The organism is Shewanella baltica (genome assembly GCF_900456975.1).
Taxonomy (GTDB): Bacteria; Pseudomonadota; Gammaproteobacteria; order Enterobacterales; family Shewanellaceae; genus Shewanella; species Shewanella baltica.
Genome location: NZ_UGYM01000002.1, coordinates 2,576,675 through 2,595,452, shown reverse-complemented (window position 1 = coordinate 2,595,452; position 18,778 = coordinate 2,576,675). Strand labels below are relative to the sequence as shown.

Below are 18,778 nucleotides of genomic sequence, written 5' to 3'. Positions count from 1 at the left end.
TGGCACTTACTCTAGAAAACGCTCAAGGATAAAATTGATCCCACAGCTCGCGCATGGCGCTAGCTGGATCGGTCACTATGACGTTATTGAAATCTTTGATAAACGCATTTCGTCGCTTAGGATCGGACAACACATCATAAGCATTTTTAACGCGTTCAAGTTGTACGGCGGCTTGCTGCTTTTCCTCTTCCGAGGCGCCTAACAACTTGTCGGGATGATATTTGTTTGACAGCCGTCGATAGGCTTTTTTAATGTCGTCTTCTTTGGCACTGGGTTTTATACCGAGCACACTAAAGTGGTTAATCATACTTGTACCTGCAGGCGATGGGGCTGATATCGCGAGATAAAAAGGGTTTGACTCTGATTATCTTTAAATTCGTGGAATTATGATTAGTCAGCCGTGGATGATAGCAGAAATCCCCACTCAGCGGCAAACGCGCGAGCAGGAATTTGTGCTTTAGTGAAGGGTTAAAAATCCTTTAAACTTTAATCTGTTGTGGCGCATGGATTAAGTCAACCGCTATGCTGTTGAAATCCCGTTACCAAGCCAGATTGACAGCTAACTTAACCTTGTTTTTAGGCGAGATAATTGCCCTCGATTCTGGGCAATATTTTAGCACCGAATCCTTCGCTAAAATCATTCACACAGAGCTAACTCACACTCGCCTCAGCCACGTTCGGCAGAGTTAACGCCGTAACAGCTAAGTCAAACTAGACACTAACCGCAGGTTCATCCCAAGCGTGAGCATTTGCTTCTGTTCCCGCTGTAAATCCTTCATAAACAGGCTGATTTTTCGCTTATGGCTCGGTAGCACTAACATGAGCCCATCGGGGATCACTTTAATATGATCTAAGGTCAGCGTCTTAGCGATACGGCCAAGATTGAGTAAGACCGCAAGTCTCAGCAGGCACAGCAGGCGATTCAGTGTGAGCTTATGGTTGGGCTCAAGTTCGGCGAGCATTAATTCGTTGGGCTTTTTTCTGTGGTTGGTGATAAGCCGTGCTAAATCCAGCTGCAAGGCTTCACTAAACCCGGGTAAGTCACTGTTGCTGATGATATAACCACCGTGTTTGTGCAGGGACTTTGAATTAATGTGTAGCCCAATCTCATGTAAGGTTGCGCCATAGGCGAGCAAGCGTGCATGGGGCCTTAATTGCCATTCATCGGCGACCTGTTCAAACAAGGCCATGGCGGTGTCGCGTACCTTAGCGGCGTGGGCCATATCGATATGATAAAGCTGGGCAATACTGTCGACGGTGCGGTGGCGAATATCCTGATACTGACCAATCTTTGCCAGTTCATAGAGTACGCCTTCACGCAGTGCTCCTGGGCTAAACTCGAGCTTTTGTATCGGTAAGCGCCTAAAAAAGCTGATTAAAATGGCAAGTCCGGCGGGCACTAAAGGAATGCGTTTATCATCGACATTGGCAAATTGAATTTGGCTAATATGGCCACATTTGATCAACTTGATTTTGAGCTGTTTTAGTCGTGGCAGCGTGATAGTTTCATCGCCGTGTTCTTCTTGAATCGCTTCGCAGATGGCTTTCACTGTGCCTGAGCTGCCTAACGTCAGCTCCCAGCCGCCCGCGAAATATTCCTTGGAGAGCGAGGCGAACTGTTTGTCGGCCGCGCTTTGAGCATCACGAAATGAGGCAGGGGTGATGAGTCCATCGATAAAGAAACGCTCGTTAAAACTCACGCAACCGCAGCGCAGGCTAGATAACTGGGTTGGGGTATTCTTTTTACCGATCACGACTTCGGTCGAGCCACCACCAATGTCGATGACTAAATTACTTTTTCCAAGCACTTGGCTTTGGGCAATGCCGTTATAAATCAAACGCGCTTCTTCATGGCCTGAAATCACTTCCACCGGATAGGGCATGATGGCGAGCGCGGCCTCGATAAATTGATCGCGGTTTTTGGCGATTCTGAGGGTGTGGGTGGCCACTAATCGCACTTGCGCTTGGTCGAGATTGGAAAATCTTTGATTAAAATCCCGCAGACAATTGAGGCCACGTTCTATGGCGTCATTGTCGAGAATATTCTGCGCATTGAGCCCAGTGGCGAGCTGAACCTGTTGTTTTTCTTTGTGTAAAATCTGCAAGCTGCCATCTTGCTCACGGGCGATGACCAGATGAAAACTGTTCGATCCCATATCGATGGCAACAAAGTGGCGCGATTTAGCATTTGCGGGCGCATTGGTTTGTGGTGCCTGCGACTTTAGTAATGTGTGTTGCTGTGTGTGCGAATGTGTGGCTACCAATCGGATTATCCTTAGGCAATCAAAGCGATATAAAGCCAGCGCTAGCTGGCTTTGGCCTGTAACTCGGGCGTTATGTCTGGCTCAGCGTTGCTCTCTCGCTCAGCATCACCCTCATGGGCGGACATACGTAAGGCATTAAATTCTTGCAGTTGGCGCTTCTCATAATTAATCAGATATTGATAAATGGCAATTTGAGAACGCACTTTTCGTTTGTTACCCCGATTTCGATAGGGGTTACTTTGTTCTTTGTTGATGACCCGCGCTTTAGTGTTGTCATTGAATTGTAAGGATAAAATATCCATTATCATTTGTTTTAGGCGCAGATCATAAATCGGCACACTCACTTCAACGCGGTTATCTATGTTGCGGCTCATCCAATCGGCGGAGCAGATAAAAAGTTTGTTCTCGCCGCCCGCGTGGAACAGCATCACCCGTGAGTGTTCGAGGAACCGGTCAACGATACTGTAGACTTCGATGTTGTCGCTGATCCCGGGAATTTGCGGAATAAGCGAGCACATACCGCGAATGAGTAACTTAATTTTGACCCCAGCGGCTGAAGCCTCATAGAGTTTTTGGACCAAGGATTCATCGAGTAAGTTATTTAGTTTTAAGGTAATCGCCGCCTTCATATGGCTTTGGGCATTGACGATTTCATTATCAATTAAGTGACTCAGTTTTTGTCTGGCATCGTAGGGCGACACGATTAAATGCTGGAAGTTATCGCGGCGATACGGATGCTCAATTAAGTCAAATACTTGCTCCACTTCACGGGCAATCTCTTGATTGGCGGTGAACAGTGACAAGTCGGTGTAAACCCGCGCCGTGCCTTCGTTAAAGTTGCCTGAGCCAACGTGACAATAGAGTTTGATTTCCCCTTGTTCCTCACGGCCAATTAAGCACAACTTGGAATGCACTTTTAAACTGGTGATACCGTGGTGAACTTTGACGCCCGCTTCGGCTAAGATGCGGGTCCATTCGATGTTGGATTGCTCATCGAATCTGGCCCGCAGTTCAATTACAGCGGTGACTTGTTTGCCGTTTTTCACTGCATCGATAAGCGATTGCATCACATGGGATTTTTTCGCCACTCGGTATAAGTTTATTCGAATAAAGCGCACCGCCGGATCGTAGGCCGCTTGGCGCACCATTTCGGTAAAGTGGGAAAACTTATGGTACGGATAATTGAGCATGATATCGCCCATCCGAATGGCATCGAAACTGTTGGCACTGCGACCAAAACCCGCACTATTGAGCGCCGGCAGTTTTTCGTTTTCGAGGTAGTCGCGGCTCGGGTTGGGGAAGGCGATAAAGTCTTTAAAGCTGTGGTAGCGCCCGCCTGGGATCAAACATTCGGTCGAGCTGATGTTCAGATTTTCTTTGAGCATCACCAACATGTGTTCGGGCATTTCTTTGTCATACACTAAGCGAACTGGCTCGGCGGTCAGACGTTTTTTGAGGCCCTTAGTCATTTTTTCGAGCTGAGTTTGCTCTAGCTCGTCGGTGATATCAAAATCGGCATCGCGGGTTAGTTTCATCGAATACACTTCGATGGCATCGTACTCGAAGAAGGGGCCAAACAGCTCATCCACGCAGTGGCGAATAATGTTATCTAATAAAATCAGATACTTTTTCGCTTTACTCTTTTCAGCGGGCAGTTCGATAAACCGCGGTACGTTTTTAGTGGGCACTTCGACTAAGGCGTATTGACGGCGAGCCTTAGTGAACAAACACACGCATAAATAGGTGGCGTCATCGTTGATTTGTTTGATCAAATCGCGATTGTTATTGACGATAAGCGGGGCGATATGGCGTTTAAATTGATCACGAAAATGCTTTTTCAGCCAGTCGCTGTGGAACTCGCTTAATTGTTTCTCATTGATTAACAAAATATTACGACGCACTAGCTCGCGCATTAAATCCGTGTATATGCCGTCGAACCTTTCTTGCAATGCCATCACTTTCGATTGGATTTTTGCCATTAAATGGCGACTGTTGCTGCGACCTTCCTGCAGGGATGACAGCAGAATCGAGCGCCTGACCGCAGCCACGCGTACTCTAAAAAACTCATCCATGTTATTGGAAAATATCCCTAAAAAGCGCACTCGCTCCACTAAAGGAACATTGGGATCGCAGGCTTCTTGCAATACCCGCTCATTAAAAGACAACCAAGAGAGTTCTTTATCAATCGAAAGTTTATCGGTATTCGGGGACACTGCACAGCTCCTTTAAGCAAGCGTCATGGCGCAATATACAATAGCATTCATCCGCCTTTGTGCAATCAGATTTACTGCCTACAAGTGAAGGAATTTCAATGATAAATACTGCGTACACGCCAAAATCAGTCTGGGATTTATCTGGGATAAAGATACGAGGGAAATATGTCAGCTTGATGACGAGTGTGACAGAAATATGACCTTAAGATGATCATCTTGGATTGGACTGAAACGCTGCCCGTGCAACTGCGCTTTACGTACTGAGCCCGCTATACTCGCTGCCAGTTTGCGAGTCAATCCGGCAGTGTTAACTCCTTGGGCATTATCGCAAACTATGTTATCTTGCTCGGCTTTTTTATCGCGGGAGTAAAAGGTATGTTTGTTGGATTTGATTATGGTAGTGCTAACTGCGCCGTAGGGATCATGCAGGGCGATGATGTGCAGTTATTGGCGTTATCAGAGCAATCAGCTTATTTACCTTCGACCTTATATGCGATGGACAGGGAACTGATCGCCGAGGCGGTTTATCGTGGTCTTCCCTCTGAGTTAAAAGCCGATTACGCCAAAAAGCGCGCCGCACAATTGAGCCGTGCCCGCATGGTGCGCCATGAGTTAGATCTCGACGCTGATGTTCAGGCCGTGTTTGTTGGCGAGCAGGCGGTGAGCGCGTATTTAGAGATGCCGGAGGAGGGATTCTATGTCCGTTCGCCAAAATCCTTTTTAGGTGCGACGGGACTTAGACCCGAGCAAGTGGCCCTGTTTGAAGACATAGTTACCCTGATGATGCAGCACATTAAAGTGCGCGCCGAATCTGTGTTAGTTGAAAAGGACCTTGCTAAACAAGGCGCAGTGGCAACGATTACCCATGCGATTATTGGTCGCCCGGTGAACTTTCAAGGCATAGGCGGTGAAGAGAGTAACCGTCAGGCCGAATCCATTTTGACCTTAGCGGCAAAACGTGCGGGTTTCGTCGACGTTGATTTTCTGTTCGAGCCGTTAGCGGCGGGGATGGATTATGAAGCGAGCTTGACCGACAACAAAACCGTGCTGGTTGTCGACGTGGGCGGCGGTACAACGGACTGCTCAGTGGTAAAAATGGGCCCAGCCCATCAACAAAAAGCGGATCGCAGTGAAGATTTCCTCGGCCATAGTGGTCAGCGAATCGGTGGTAATGATCTCGATATCGCCCTTGCAATGAATGCCTTTATGCCGCATTTTGGTTTAGGCTCTTTAATGACCAATGGCAAGCCCATGCCCAGTAAGGCCTTTTGGAATGCGGTGGCGGTAAATGATATTAGCGCCCAGCGAGAATTCAGTACCTTAAGCAGCCGTAAACTGATTGATGAATTGGTTAAAGAAGCCGAGCAGCCACAGTTACTCAACCGACTGTTAAAAGTGCAACAACAGCAATTAAGTTATCAGCTAGTTCGCCAAGCCGAACGCGCCAAAATTGCCCTGTCGGATGCCGAGAATACAGATATCAATCTCGATTTTATCGAAGCTGCGCTGCACGCGGGTGTGAGCCGTAATTTATTTGAGAATGCTATCGAGCCTTCACTGACAAAAGTAGAAGCCCTTATGCACCAAGCGCTCGCGCAAGCGGCAAAAACCTTAGCGGCTGACGGCTTAGCTCAAGACTCTATGAATAACGAGAATGTATCTGCCGATAATGCTGCAGAATACAAACCCGATGTGATTTATGTGACAGGTGGTACGGCGCGAAGCCCTGCGATCTACGCGAAAATCGCTGGTATCTATCCCGATATTCCGGTTGTGGTCGGCGATCACTTTGGCTCTGTGACAGCAGGACTAACCCGCTGGGCACAAAAGCTATTTGCTAAGCATTAACGTATAAGCATTAACATAAAATCACTAACATATAAGCACTTATATAAGCACTAATGTAAAAGGATGTAGGAATGAAAACTCTGTTGAAGTGTGCGTTTGCCGCCACTGTGGGCTTTTTGCTCGCGGGTTGTGGTGACGATGTAGGTAAGGTGAGCTTAGGGCTTTTTACCACCAAAGATGTGATCATCGATGCTAAGCACGATCCTAAAATTCCTGGGGTGACTTGCCATATTAGTCGTATTGAAGCCAATTTAGATTTTGCCGATCCATCGGATATGGGCATAAGTTGCCGTCAAACGGGGCCAATTAACGCGGCCGATTTGGCTAATATCGACATGGGTAAACACGGCGAAGTGATTTTCACCGAATCCCTGAGCATTTTGTTCAAGTCATTAAAAGTGCGCCGAATTTATGATGCACAGAACCAGACTCTGCTGTATTTGTCCTATTCGACGAAAGAGACCAACGGCAGCCATAAACATGCCCTTTCGACCGTGCCGCTTTATGGCTCAGCCGCTTGGGTTGACCCTGCGTTGAGTGCTGGAGCGAAAGCGAATTAATCGCCGAAGAGTTTGTGGTTTGGTTGTACCTTGGCTGTAAGCATTGATATTTGAAATAAGTTAAATATGCAGTAAGGTAAATTTGCAGTCAGTGTTGATAAGAGAAAGGGGCGGAATGTTTATTCCGCCCCTTTTTGTTTTTATAGGCTGCGCGCATTTAGTCGCTAATGACATAACGCAATAAATATTAGCCCTCTAACGACCTCGCTTAATTTCTATCACGATCATTATCGCTACTTAGCTTTGGCCGCCAGTACTGCGTTAAAGCGGTCAAACCCTGCGCTGAGATCGGCAATTAAATCCGCGGGATCTTCTAAACCAATATGCAAACGAATTAACGGTTTGCTCGCATCCCACTTAGTCGCGGAGCGAATTTTTTCAATGCCGAAAATGCCGAGGATCAAACTCTCGTAGCCGCCCCAAGAAAAGCCCATCTTAAAGTGACTCATATTCTCAACCAGTGCGGTGACCGCATCGGCATCGCCTTGTTTCAATACAAAGGAGAACAAGCCGTTGGAGGCGCTAAAGTCGCGTTTAAAGAACTCATGGCCAGGGCAGGTATCAAACGCCGGATGACGCAGATGATCGACTTCTGGTCGGGTTTTCAACCAGTTGGCAACCTGCAGGGCATTTTTTTCATGCTGCGCCATACGCACGCCTAAGGTGCGCAGGCCACGGGCGGCAAGGTACACATCATCAGGGGAGGTGGTTTGTCCCATCAAATAGCTGTGTTCACGCAATTGTGGCCAGTATTTTTCGTTGGCAGTGGCCGTGCCTATCATCACATCTGAGTGACCGACGATGTATTTGGTCGCCGCTTGAATCGAAATATCTATCCCCATTTCAAAGGGCTTACTATTGATTGGGGATGCCCAAGTGTTGTCCAGCATAGTAATCAGCCCATGTTCGTGGGCGATGCGGCATAAGGTCGGCACATCTTGCACTTCCATGGTGATGGAGCCTGGAGACTCTAAAAACAACACTTTAGTATTGGGGCGAATAAGGTCGCGAATACCTGCGCCAATCAGCGGATCGTAGTAAGTGGTTTCGATACCAAAACCGCCGAGAATATGGGTACACAGATCCCGCGTTGGCTCATACACGCTATCGACCATCAATAGGTGATCGCCCGCTTTTAAAAATGACAATAACGCCGCACTGATCGCCGCCGCGCCAGAGGGATACAGCGCTGTACCGACGCCGCCTTCTAATTCAGCAATCGCCGCTTGAAACGAAAAATGGGTCGGGGTACCACGGCGGCCATAAAACATCTCGCCGTTGGTTTTATTTTTCGCGGCGTGGCGCATTTCATCCATCGTTTCGAAGACGATAGTCGAAGCACGAAAAACGGGCGGATTGATCACGCCTTTGGTCCATTTTTTGTCTCGACCTAAGCTGACGATTTGGGTGGCTTGATGATGTTTATCTGTCATTGGATCATTACCTTGGCATTTAGGTTGAACGAATAGGTTGAACAATGTTGGAGAAGAACCATTGGAGATATCTAATCTATTGTTATGGCGGTCATCTTAGCATCTGCACGCAGAAATGACAGGAGGCGCGATGATGAGTTTGACTCATGTTATTGGCTCCTGTCCCTTCGGTCTTTAGATTATGAAGCAGGGCTCAAAGGCAAGGTTACTAGGATATCGACGCCATTATGCTCGCTGCGATTGCGGGCGAGGATTTGTCCTTGGTGGAACTCGGCGACCAATCGTGCGATATACAGACCTAAACCGAGATGAGGTTTGTCTTGGGCTTGATTTATCCGCACCGACACCATGGAGTCGAAAATCTGCTCCGACATATCAACGGGCAGTTCTGGTCCTAAGTTACTGATAAGCAAAGTTGCTTGCTTACCGACTTGGGTGAGCGTGACTTCGATGGCGCTGCCTTTATCGCAAAATTCAATCGCGTTAGCGATAAGTTTGTCCATCAACTGGGCGATATATTCCGGCACACCTTGCATCATCAGAGGTTGCTCGGGCACTTTTACGCTAAAGCCTTGTTCTGGATAGGTCATTTGATAACCTTGCATACAACCGCTAACCACTTGGGAGAGTGGGAATTTAGTGATATCGGCCTGCGTTAAACTCTGCTCTAAGCGCGTTGCTTCGCTCATGTTATTTAAAATCATGCTTAAGCGGCTGACACCTTCTTGGGCGCGGTCGACATATTTCTGCGTGTCTTTATCTAAGGTTTGCAGGTTTAAATGCTCAAGGGATGATCGCACAACCGCCACGGGCGTGCGCAGCTCATGGGACAGGCGCGACGACATATTTTCCAGATAATGGGTGTATTGACCAAGCCGCCCGACAATGCTGGAAAAACTGCGGGACAGATCGCCAATTTCATCCCGAGCTTTAGACGGTTTGAGGTGATTACGAACGCGGCCTTGGCTATCAATAGCATTTTCGGCCTCATCGCGCAGTTTACGGATACGGTTAGAAATGCTCGAAGCGAAAAAGAACAGCGCCAAAGTGCCCATGCTCATAATGGTCAAAATCACGTTAAAGAGTTTTTCCAGTGCGCGGTTACGCAGGGTACGAATTCCGTGGGTGGTTTCTTCGGCGACAACGGCGCCCATCACATTGTTATCAATCCAAATAGGGCTGGCGGCAGCGAGCACCACTGCTTTATTGTCTGGGGTTAAGCGCCAAGTCGAGCTTTGCTGACCCGCAAGGGCTTTTTGGATATGACTGCCATCAAGTTCAGTGGAGTCTTGCAAGGAGTCGATAAAGTCTTTGGGCGGCTTAGTGAGAATTTTATAGTACAGCGGATGCAAGTAATCGCGCTTGAAGGTTTCCCACAGCGTGGTGCTCTTTTCATCTTCTAAGGTGCGGGTCCACACGCTGTCATTGGCACGAATGTCGCCCGATTTTGCCAGTACGCGGCCGTGCTTATCGACCACCCAAATGCGTGAGCTATAGTGGCTCATACCTTTGATAATGTTTTCAATTTCTGGCGATGGCACCAACACAGTGCCGAGATTATCGACCGTATCTAAGGCCGAGGTGCCGACTACGGCTGCCACATCGCGGTTCTTGTTGTCGTTAACATCGGAAATGGCAAAACCGAGTTTGCTGCCGACCATGTCTAAGGGAATACGCAGCTCGACATTGTAGCCCACATCTGTGGTCGCCCATTGTCCTTGGATGCGCACTTCAGGTTTGACGGGCACAGTTTGCTTAGGATTGGCGGGTAACTCGAAGGCGCTGATCCAACCGGGTTGCGTGGTGGCAACGATATAGCGTTTAAATTTATTGTCGGGCGCGAGTGTCGCAATCGAGAGATGATCGTTTCTATCGACACTTAAGGCATTTTTGCCACGCAGCACCACAGTTGGGTCGGTCACTTGAAAGAAGGCATACAGATAACCATCGTACTGGCCGACCATGTGGGTAAAGCTTAAGGTCAGCGGCGCGTTGGGATCGGCGCGTATGATCTGATGCGCCTCACCGTACTGGATAAATCTGTGCTGATACTCTTCCCATTCGTTGAGTTTGCCGTCGAGCAGAATCGCCCCATTGAGTTGATAGGCATACAGATCGCGACTCTTTTCCACTTGCTTTAAAAAGCTCGCTTGTCCATCGAACAATTTCGGCCGTTCGTGCAGCGCGGTGGCGAGTGCCTGAGTGGTGCCTTCTAAGGTGCGTTCTTGACCGTGGCGAAGATACTTTTCCATCTCCCACACATATTGGTACCCCAGCCAAGGTAGGCAGAGCAAAAACAGGCTAAGGCCGATGACTTTAGTGCGTAGACCAAAGGGGAAACGTGTCATAAGTTAGGGATCAGCATCAATGGGATCAAAAGTGTATTGGCTCAAGGTTACGTGCATCAAGGCAGCACGAGAGTTCAGGCTAAGCTGTCCCAGCGATAACCCATGCCATAAACCGTATCGATACAGTCAAACTCAGGTGCGGTGGCGATGAACTTCTTGCGAATGCGTTTCACATGGGAAGTGATCGTGCTGTCATCGACAAAAATCTTCGCCTCTTGCATCAATTCATGGCGGCTGCGCACATGGCCCGGGTGTTTGGCTAACGCGTGCACCATCCAAAATTCAGTGACAGTAAGCTCAATGGGTAATTGGTTCCAATAGACTTGCATGCGATTGGCATCAATCGTCAGCGGGCCACGTTCGAGCAGGTTTTCCTGCGCCGTTTGGCTGGCCGCAAGCTCGGAGCGGCGAAACAAGGCCGCTAAGCGCGCAGTTAAATGGGGGAAACTCACTTCTTTACTCAAGTAATCATCGGCGCCTAAACGCAGGCCACACACAGTATCAAAGTCACTGTCACGGGCGGTCAAAAAGATGATCGGCAGCGTGCTCGACATAGCGCGCAATGACTGACACAGCATAAAGCCGCCGTCGATTTCATTGCCTAAGCCGATGTCGATAATGGCTAAATCCGGTAACCGAGTATAAAGGCTAACATGGCCGATGGTCTGTCGGCATAGGTTTGCACGCTGTAACCGTGTTGTTGCAGCACGTCCTTGTAATTCTCGCGAATGGCCGCTTCATCTTCCACTATGGCGATACGCTTCATAGAGCCATATTCCTATTGACTTGGGGGAGTAAGTTTTCGTGACTATACAGGATTTTACCCGAGATAAAAGGCCACAAATGCAATTGCCATTTTGTTGCCACAATTGATAGTTGCATTGCCATTTTCCATCCCTGCTCATGCCATTCCACTTGTGTTTAATAGCCTCATTCAGTTTTGCACCCGTTTTGACCTGATGGGGTTTTGAACTTGTTGTTCAGGTTCGAGTGCAAGCTCAGCTAATAATCAAAAAGGAATGAGATGATGAAAAAGACACTAATTAATTTGTTGGTTTTGAGTTTATTAAGCGCGCCAGTCGCCAGTGTGTCGGCGCGGGTTTCACTGCAAAACCAAGCTCAAGGACAGGAGCACAGCTTAGATAATGACGTCGATGCCAGCGGTATGGCGATGGATGGCGAATACGCCAATGAGGACGAACAGCCAGAAGCCTTAATTGGCCTCGGTGGTGGGGCGCTAGTGGGCGCGTTAGTCGGTGGCCCAGTGGGGGCCATTATTGGTGCATTCACTGGCACCTTGATTGGTAAGTCGGTTAGCGACACAGACACGCTGCACGTTCAGCAGAGACAGATCAACCTGCAAGAGTCGCAATTATCCGAGTTGAGTGTAAAGCAACAAACTGCCGAAAAACGCGCCAGCGAATATGCCAAGGCACAGCAAGATCTTGATGAATTGCTATCTGCGCAACGTCAATTGTTCAGTGAACTCGCCCTAGGGCTAAACGTGCAGTTTCGCACTGGTTCCTCTGAGGTCGAATCGCATTTTTTGCCCCAATTAGATGATGTGGCCGAGGTGATGAATCTGTCGCCTGAGCTTAATTTGGAATTGAAAGGCTATGCCGATCGTCGGGGTGATGTGAGCTACAACCAAGCCCTTTCTGAGCAACGTTTACTGGAAGTCCGTGGCTACCTGATTAAGCAAGGCGTTGCCGCTGAGCGCATGACAACACAAGCCTTTGGCGCTTTATCGCCACTGCAAGCGGAGCAGGACAGGGAATCGGATGTGTTCGATCGCCGTGTGACCTTGACCTTACAGCCTCATTCAACCTTGATGGCAACGCGAACGACGCAATAGCGGTCGATATTAGTCGTCCATTCTAAGCCGTCAATTTAGAACATTCATTTTAACGACTGCGAACGTCAGTCCATATTGGTTAATAGAAAGAAGGAAGCCTTTGTGATGATCACAGGGAAAAGGGTAAAAGAAATCAGCGAAAGCTTAGCGATATTAATGATCAGTGCCGCCGTATGTTGGGGCTTGCCTTTTGTGGCATTAGCCTCACCCAATAGCACGGGCACATTGTCTGAGCCGCAGAATATTGCCTCGGCGCTGGTCGGCCAAAATACTGCTCAAAGTACGGCAGAATCACAGGTCATTAATTACGATGACATTACTCAGGGTTTGTTGCTTTATCGTCAGCCGAGCGGCGCTTGGGTGCCATCTTTGCCACTCGATACACAAGTGTCGATGCAAGTCTCTGGCTTAAGTAATCGCGTGAGTGTGAAGCAGGTTTTTCGCAATAACACTGAATTTGTGTTGAATGGGCAATATCTGTTCCCGCTGCCCAATGAGGCCGCGGTGGATTCGCTGCGATTACATATCGGCCAAAGGGTTATCGAAGGGCAAATTCATCCTAAGGCCGAGGCTAAGCAGATTTTTGAGCAAGCCAAAGCTGAAGGCAAACGCGCCAGCTTAGTGAGCCAAGAGCGGCCGAACATGTTCACGACAGAAGTGGCCAACCTAGCACCACAAGAGGAGCTGATTGTTGAAATCAGCTATCAGGAGAGTATCAAATATGAAGATGGCTTATTTAGCCTACGTTTTCCGCTGGTGGTCGCGCCTCGGTATATCCCGGGCTTAACCTCTGACGCCAGTGCTAGCGATTCAAATGATCCTATAGCACAGGGTAGCCAATCGAGCCGAGTGACCAGCTCGCAGGTGTTTGATGCTGACCGGATTGTGGCGCCTGTGCGGGACGGCGCCAGTGGACGCGATCCTGTGCTCAAAGCGGACATTCAAGTCTTGCTGGCAAAGGGGGTTGATAAGGCGTCAATTGAGAGCCCTTACCATGACATCAAACTCAAGCAAACCAATAGCGGCGGCGTCGATGTTTCACTGGCACAACGCGTGCCTGCCAATCGCGACTTCGTATTGCAATGGCGCGTTCAGCAGGGCACGAGCCCAATGGCTTGGGTGTTTAATCAACAGGGTAAAACCCATAAACCCGATGGCGATAATTTGTCTCAGGACACGCTTGAAACCAGCAAAGCTAACGGCATGAATGAAGATAATTACAGTCTCGTCATGGTGTTGCCTCCTAAGGTCGAAAAGAGCACCCAGCCGAGTTTACCCCGTGAATTAATTCTGGTGATTGATACTTCGGGCTCTATGGCGGGGGATTCTATCGTTCAAGCCAAAAATGCACTGCTTTATGCATTAAAAGGACTCAAGCCCGAGGACAGTTTTAACATTATCGAATTTAATTCCAGTCTGTCTCAGTTTTCAGCGACACCATTACCGGCGACCTCGTCGAATTTGGCCCGCGCCCGTCAATTTGTGAGCCATTTACAAGCCGATGGTGGCACTGAAATGGCACTGGCACTGGATGCGGCCTTGCCCAAATCTTTGGGTAGTGTCTCGCCCGATGCCGTGCAGCCTTTGCGCCAAGTGATCTTTATGACCGACGGCTCTGTGGGCAATGAGCAAGCTTTGTTCGATTTGATCCGCTACCAAATCGGTGAGAGCCGCTTGTTTACTGTTGGCATAGGCTCGGCGCCTAATTCTCACTTTATGCAAAGGGCGGCAGAACTGGGTCGTGGCACTTTTACTTATATTGGCAAAGTGGATGAAGTCGACGAGAAGATCAGTGCCTTGCTGAGCAAAATTCAATATCCCGTATTAACCGATATTCAAGTGCGTTTTGATGATGGCAGTGTGCCCGATTACTGGCCATCACCGATTGCCGATCTGTATCGCGGCGAGCCTGTGCTCGTAAGTCTAAAACGCAGCGCCCGTGAGCCGCAGGAATTAGTGATCTCAGGTCGCCAAGGGCATAAAAACTGGCAACAGTCGTTATCGCTTCAGGACAACTCAGCAGGACTTATCACTAATCAAGGTGCGGGTTTAGATTTACTGTGGGCGCGTAAACAGATTGGTGCATTGGAGCTGAGTAAAAATGGCGCAAATGATGACAAGGTAAAGCAGCAAGTCACGGCCTTATCGATGAATTATCACTTAGTCAGCGCTTATACCAGCTTAGTGGCGGTGGACTTAACCCCCATAGATTCAACCGCAATGAGCCGCGATGCCGTGGTGCGTCAGCACTTGCCATTAGGTTGGCTGCCTTTTGGTGCCTTGCCACAAACTGCGACCTCGAGCCGTTTGGATATGTTATTGGGTGCGCTGACCTTGCTACTGGCCTTGGTGCTTATGGGATCGATTCTGCGACAAAAACGTGAAGAGAAGGCGGCTATGGCGGCGCTTGCCTGTCATCGATGAACCATGAACCAATGAATCATGAACGACGAGTAAAGCGCGATGAGCAAAGGCAGAACACAGCGATTTTTAGTGGTGGGATTATTTTTAATTGGCGCAACATTGTTAGGAAAGGGACTCTATATGCAAGCTAAAGCACACTTTGCCCAGTATTTGATTGAACAGGCGTGGACTAAAACCTTAGCTGATGGACAATCCCATAAGCCTTGGTCATGGGCGGATACTTATCCCGTGGCAAAGCTGTCCATTTATCGTGAACAAGCGGCGGCTAATAGCGATATTGAAGCCGAGCTTAATGACAGTTTATATGTGTTGGCGGGGGCTTCAGGGCGAAATTTGGCCTTTGGCCCAAGTTTAGTATTGTCCAGCGCGCCAGCGGGGCAAAAGGGCAATACTGTGATTGCCGGACACAGGGACACGCATTTTGCGATCCTCAATGGCATGGCGGTGGGTCGTCGACTATCGCTGCAAACGCTTAAGGGAAATAACATTATTTATGAAGTGGTTGCAACTCAGGTGGTAAATGAAACTGAAACGCAGTTTATGGCGCCATCCGATGATAATCGCTTAACCTTAATCACTTGTTATCCGTTCGATGGACTTCAAGGCGGCGCCGAACTGCGCTTTGTGGTGCAGGCGATACCGGTTGAGGATGAATCAATGGATACTGCTAGTGCCGATGTTTCAGCTTCAACTGGAAATGGGATGCAAGGGAAGGTCGCTTCTGTATCGCGCAGTTTCACCCATTAGGTCGCACGTTAATTTAAGCCTTAGCGCAATCTTCAACCAAAGCGTTAAGGCTGCTTTGAGCTAATAATGTTAACTAAATAATGCTGAATAAATAGTGCTTATCAGTAACCGCCAAATGACTGTCTTTTAATCATCCTAGCCTGAAGACGAATCATCGGCTTCAGGCTAATTCATTACGTTCCAGTTAGCATAATCAAGTTATCACAATCAGTTGCTGATCGGTAACACGCGATTTCGACCTAAACGTTTAGCGTCATAAAGTAATTTATCTGCCGCTTCAATCAATTGCATGCCCGTTTGTTTTTCTTGCCATTGGGCAACCCCAAATGAGGCACTGATATTATTGATGCGCTCGTCTTTACGTCTGTCTTTCAAACTGAGCTTTTCGAGTCCACGGCGCATGGCTTCGGCCAGTTGCCTTGCGATGCGTAACTGACTTTTAGGCACAATAATCACAAATTCTTCACCGCCAAAACGATACAGTTTCGCGCCATCGCGGCAGGATTCCTGTAGCCGTTTTGCCACGGCGCGTAACACTTGGTCGCCGAGCTGGTGGCCATAGGTGTCGTTAAACACTTTAAAATGGTCGATATCGGCCAAGATCACACAGGTGCCTAAGGGCGCTTGGGCCAACATACCGGCAAAATCGCTGTCGAAGGCGCGGCGATTAAAGCAGCCAGTCAGCGCATCGTAGAGCACATCTTTTTCTGTCTGTTCGAGCTTTTTCTTTAGCGCATCGATTTCGGTTTGCGCTTTCTGCAATTGTCCGGTAAAGAACTCAGTGCTCGAGCGAATATTGTCCGACTCTTTCACTAAACTGCGCACCAGATCGAGCACTTGCTCAACACTAAAACCCTCATCTTCGATGCGGTTGAGCTTTTCAAAATTACTCTCGATGCGCGACTGGAATTCATTGGCATCCAGATTGGTATCTTTGAGCGATTGGGACAGCTCAGTCACCATAGCATCCAGATTCTGGCGCATTTCGCGGACATCGAGTTCAACGGGATCGGCAACATACTGGCGATATAAGAGTTCGCTACTCACTGGAGGACAGGTGTTGTACTGGGCGATAACGGTATCGAGTCGTTGATTTAATTCGGGATTCTGTTCACCAACATAAGTGTACCAAAGCGCATAGTTAACCGGGGTGGTCGGAATTTTATGTTTGAGCATCAGAGGCACTGCTTTTTTGAGATTCAGTGCAGCGGCTTGTAATAACTCTAGCGACATATTGTTACCTTACTTAATGAAAATAAACGGATATTTTAAGATTTTCGCTATTTTATTCTGTTGTTATCTGTTCAAGGCTAACCACAAGTACCTCGGCTCGATGAAGGCATGAACACCGTTTGTGCTTGGGCAGCAGCGACTCCGTTTGCGCTAAGACTTCCATCATAAACTAAAGATGATATGGTAAAGTCTATCCTTAAAATCAAATAATGATAATAACTTGGGAGAAAGTTGTGAAAAATATCATCTTAGCCACAAGTCTGATGGCCACTATCTCATTACCCGTCTTTGCTGAAACCGCATTTGTGCAAAGCCTCGATCTCGCGCAATACCGAACCGATGTTAAAACCTTAGCCAGTGACGCCTTCGGTGGACGTGCGCCTTTATCAGAAGGTGAGACCTTAACTTTAGACTATTTAGTGAAAGCATTTAAAGATATGGGTCTCAAACCCGGATTTGGCGACAGTTATCTGCAGGCCGTGCCCTTGGCGCAAATTAGCGCAGATCAAAATATGCAGCTTGATATCGGCGGACTTAAATTTGCCAATGGCAGTGAATTTACCGCGAGAACCCAAAGAGTCGCCGAAACCGTGAGCCTGAATAAAAGCGATGTGGTGTTTGTCGGCTATGGGATCAACGCGCCAGAATATGGTTGGAATGATTACCAAGGGTTAGATGTAAAAGGCAAAACCGTTATCGTGCTCGTGAATGACCCTGGCTTTGCGACTCAAGATCCTGCGGTATTTAAAGGTAATGCCATGACCTATTACGGTCGCTGGACTTATAAGTATGAGGAAGCCGCGCGTCAAGGCGCCGAGGCTGTGTTTATTGTCCATGAAACCGCGCCTGCCGCTTATGGTTGGGGTGTGGTGCAAAACTCCAACACGGGCACTAAGTTCACTCTGGTCGATGCCAATAATAACCAAGGCCAAGTTGGCATCATGGGTTGGGTTCAGCACGAAACCGCGCAAAAAATCTTTACTAAAGCAGGATTGGATTTTGATACCTTAAAGCAGCAAGCAGCCAAGCCAAACTTTAAGGCGATCCCACTTAAGTTGAGCGCCCAGCTCACGTTAAACAATAAAATTGAACGCGCTGAGTCTCATAATGTCGCGGCTTTACTGCCAGGTAAAACGCGCCCCGACGAAGTGGTGATGATGCATGCCCATTGGGATCACCTCGGTACTGTGATTGAAGACGGTAAGTCAGAGATTTTAAACGGAGCGGTCGATAATGCCAGCGGTGTGGCGGGGGTTTTAGCCTTGGCGCGTTACTTCAAACAGCAAGCCAAGACGGCGCCACTGGATCGCTCGGTGCTCTTCAGTGCCTTTACGGCGGAAGAAACGGGTCTGATTGGAGCGCAGCATTTTGCTCAGCATCCGAGTGTGCCAACGAAAAACATCGTCGCCTTTTTAAATATCGATGGCATGAATGTGAACAAGGGCGTGGATTACATTTTACGTTATGGCGAAGGCGTGTCTGAGTTAGAGCAATACTTAGACAAAGCCGCGAAGGCCCAAGACCGTTTAGTTAAAGGTGATCCAAGACCGCAGAATGGGTTGATGTTTAGATCGGACCACTTTGCGCTGGCACAACAAGGTGTACCTGGATTGCTATTTATGAGCCTTGGGGATACCGATCCTGATTATATCGCCCATAAATATCATAAGCCTGCTGACGATTATGATCCAAGCTGGAATTTAGGCGGTGTTAGCCAAGATTTAGACCTTATCGCCAGTATGATTACCAGCTTAGCTAATAGTACCGATTGGCCCCATTGGCTTGAGTCATCTGACTTTAAAGCCAAGCGCGAGCAAGATGGGCGTAAATAGTGTTAATCAGTTGAATTATGA

12 protein-coding genes and 1 pseudogene are annotated in these 18,778 nt (G+C 48.3%); 6 read left to right on the top strand and 7 right to left on the bottom strand.

The features are described from left to right. Positions 1-22 precede the first annotated feature (22 nt). From atcJ to ppk1, 3 genes are all read right to left on the bottom strand, one after another. Positions 23-307 carry a cold adaptation protein ActJcold adaptation protein ActJ gene (atcJ, locus tag DYH48_RS11650; RefSeq protein ID WP_006081330.1) on the bottom strand — a complete coding sequence of 95 codons (285 nt, stop codon included), beginning with the start codon at positions 305-307 and terminating at the stop codon, positions 23-25. 394 nt (positions 308-701) lie between these two features. After that, positions 702-2,264, bottom strand: coding sequence for an exopolyphosphatase (gene ppx, locus DYH48_RS11645; RefSeq protein ID WP_012196942.1), 1,563 nt, complete (start codon positions 2,262-2,264; stop codon positions 702-704). A gap of 41 nt (positions 2,265-2,305) precedes the next feature. Then, the gene (gene ppk1, locus DYH48_RS11640) at positions 2,306-4,477 is read right to left on the bottom strand and encodes a polyphosphate kinase 1 (protein WP_006081332.1); all 2,172 of its coding nucleotides are present in this window, start codon (positions 4,475-4,477) and stop codon (positions 2,306-2,308) included. A 375-nt stretch (positions 4,478-4,852) separates the two neighbouring features. On the opposite strand from ppk1, the gene yegD reads away from it, so the two are divergent. Both yegD and DYH48_RS11630 read left to right on the top strand, forming a co-directional pair. Continuing rightward, positions 4,853-6,325 (top strand): molecular chaperone, encoded by a 1,473-nt coding sequence (yegD, locus tag DYH48_RS11635; RefSeq protein WP_115334861.1) that lies wholly within the window; start codon positions 4,853-4,855, stop codon positions 6,323-6,325. A gap of 71 nt (positions 6,326-6,396) precedes the next feature. After that, a complete protein-coding gene (locus DYH48_RS11630; RefSeq protein WP_006086367.1) occupies positions 6,397-6,885 on the top strand; it encodes a CreA family protein in 489 nt (162 codons plus the stop codon). Between the two features lie 233 nt (positions 6,886-7,118). Here the strand turns inward: DYH48_RS11630 and DYH48_RS11625 are convergent, their stop codons facing one another. From DYH48_RS11625 to pdsR, 3 genes and pseudogenes are all read right to left on the bottom strand, one after another. Next, positions 7,119-8,318 carry a cystathionine beta-lyase gene (locus DYH48_RS11625; RefSeq protein WP_006086368.1) on the bottom strand — a complete coding sequence of 400 codons (1,200 nt, stop codon included), beginning with the start codon at positions 8,316-8,318 and terminating at the stop codon, positions 7,119-7,121. 179 nt (positions 8,319-8,497) lie between these two features. After that, positions 8,498-10,666 carry a proteobacterial dedicated sortase system histidine kinase gene (pdsS, locus tag DYH48_RS11620; protein WP_115334860.1) on the bottom strand — a complete coding sequence of 723 codons (2,169 nt, stop codon included), beginning with the start codon at positions 10,664-10,666 and terminating at the stop codon, positions 8,498-8,500. 74 nt (positions 10,667-10,740) lie between these two features. Next, positions 10,741-11,432 (bottom strand): annotated as a pseudogene (pdsR, locus tag DYH48_RS11615) (proteobacterial dedicated sortase system response regulator). 258 nt (positions 11,433-11,690) lie between these two features. Between pdsR and pdsO the strand changes: the two are divergent. The 3 genes from pdsO (at position 11,691) to DYH48_RS11600 (ending at position 15,692) form a co-directional block, all read left to right on the top strand. Continuing rightward, a complete protein-coding gene (pdsO, locus tag DYH48_RS11610; RefSeq protein WP_115334859.1) occupies positions 11,691-12,521 on the top strand; it encodes a sortase-associated OmpA-like protein PdsO in 831 nt (276 codons plus the stop codon). A gap of 105 nt (positions 12,522-12,626) precedes the next feature. Next, on the top strand, positions 12,627-14,945 hold the full coding sequence (locus tag DYH48_RS11605; RefSeq protein WP_115334858.1) for a marine proteobacterial sortase target protein: 2,319 nt from the start codon (positions 12,627-12,629) through the stop codon (positions 14,943-14,945). A 39-nt stretch (positions 14,946-14,984) separates the two neighbouring features. Further along, positions 14,985-15,692 carry a class GN sortase gene (locus DYH48_RS11600; RefSeq protein ID WP_115334857.1) on the top strand — a complete coding sequence of 236 codons (708 nt, stop codon included), beginning with the start codon at positions 14,985-14,987 and terminating at the stop codon, positions 15,690-15,692. Positions 15,693-15,899: 207 nt separating this feature from the next. Here the strand turns inward: DYH48_RS11600 and DYH48_RS11595 are convergent, their stop codons facing one another. Beyond that, positions 15,900-16,925: a GGDEF domain-containing protein gene (locus tag DYH48_RS11595; protein WP_006086374.1), complete on the bottom strand. Its 1,026-nt coding sequence runs from the start codon at positions 16,923-16,925 to the stop codon at positions 15,900-15,902. Positions 16,926-17,134: 209 nt separating this feature from the next. Here DYH48_RS11595 and DYH48_RS11590 point away from each other — a divergent pair, with 209 nt between their 5' ends. Continuing rightward, positions 17,135-18,757, top strand: coding sequence for a M28 family metallopeptidase (locus tag DYH48_RS11590; RefSeq protein WP_172481182.1), 1,623 nt, complete (start codon positions 17,135-17,137; stop codon positions 18,755-18,757). Positions 18,758-18,778 lie beyond the last annotated feature (21 nt).

What these genes read in the sequence shown, in the direction of transcription:
- DYH48_RS11595 (WP_006086374.1), bottom strand. Translation starts at nt 16,925, where the DNA reads ATGTCGCTAGAGTTATTACAAGCCGCTGCACTGAATCTCAAAAAAGCA.
- DYH48_RS11590 (WP_172481182.1), top strand. Translation starts at nt 17,135, where the DNA reads ATGATAATAACTTGGGAGAAAGTTGTGAAAAATATCATCTTAGCCACA.
- DYH48_RS11625 (WP_006086368.1), bottom strand. Translation starts at nt 8,318, where the DNA reads ATGACAGATAAACATCATCAAGCCACCCAAATCGTCAGCTTAGGTCGA.
- DYH48_RS11630 (WP_006086367.1), top strand. Translation starts at nt 6,397, where the DNA reads ATGAAAACTCTGTTGAAGTGTGCGTTTGCCGCCACTGTGGGCTTTTTG.
- DYH48_RS11605 (WP_115334858.1), top strand. Translation starts at nt 12,627, where the DNA reads ATGATCACAGGGAAAAGGGTAAAAGAAATCAGCGAAAGCTTAGCGATA.
- pdsS (WP_115334860.1), bottom strand. Translation starts at nt 10,666, where the DNA reads ATGACACGTTTCCCCTTTGGTCTACGCACTAAAGTCATCGGCCTTAGC.
- atcJ (WP_006081330.1), bottom strand. Translation starts at nt 307, where the DNA reads ATGATTAACCACTTTAGTGTGCTCGGTATAAAACCCAGTGCCAAAGAA.
- yegD (WP_115334861.1), top strand. Translation starts at nt 4,853, where the DNA reads ATGTTTGTTGGATTTGATTATGGTAGTGCTAACTGCGCCGTAGGGATC.
- DYH48_RS11600 (WP_115334857.1), top strand. Translation starts at nt 14,985, where the DNA reads ATGAGCAAAGGCAGAACACAGCGATTTTTAGTGGTGGGATTATTTTTA.
- pdsO (WP_115334859.1), top strand. Translation starts at nt 11,691, where the DNA reads ATGATGAAAAAGACACTAATTAATTTGTTGGTTTTGAGTTTATTAAGC.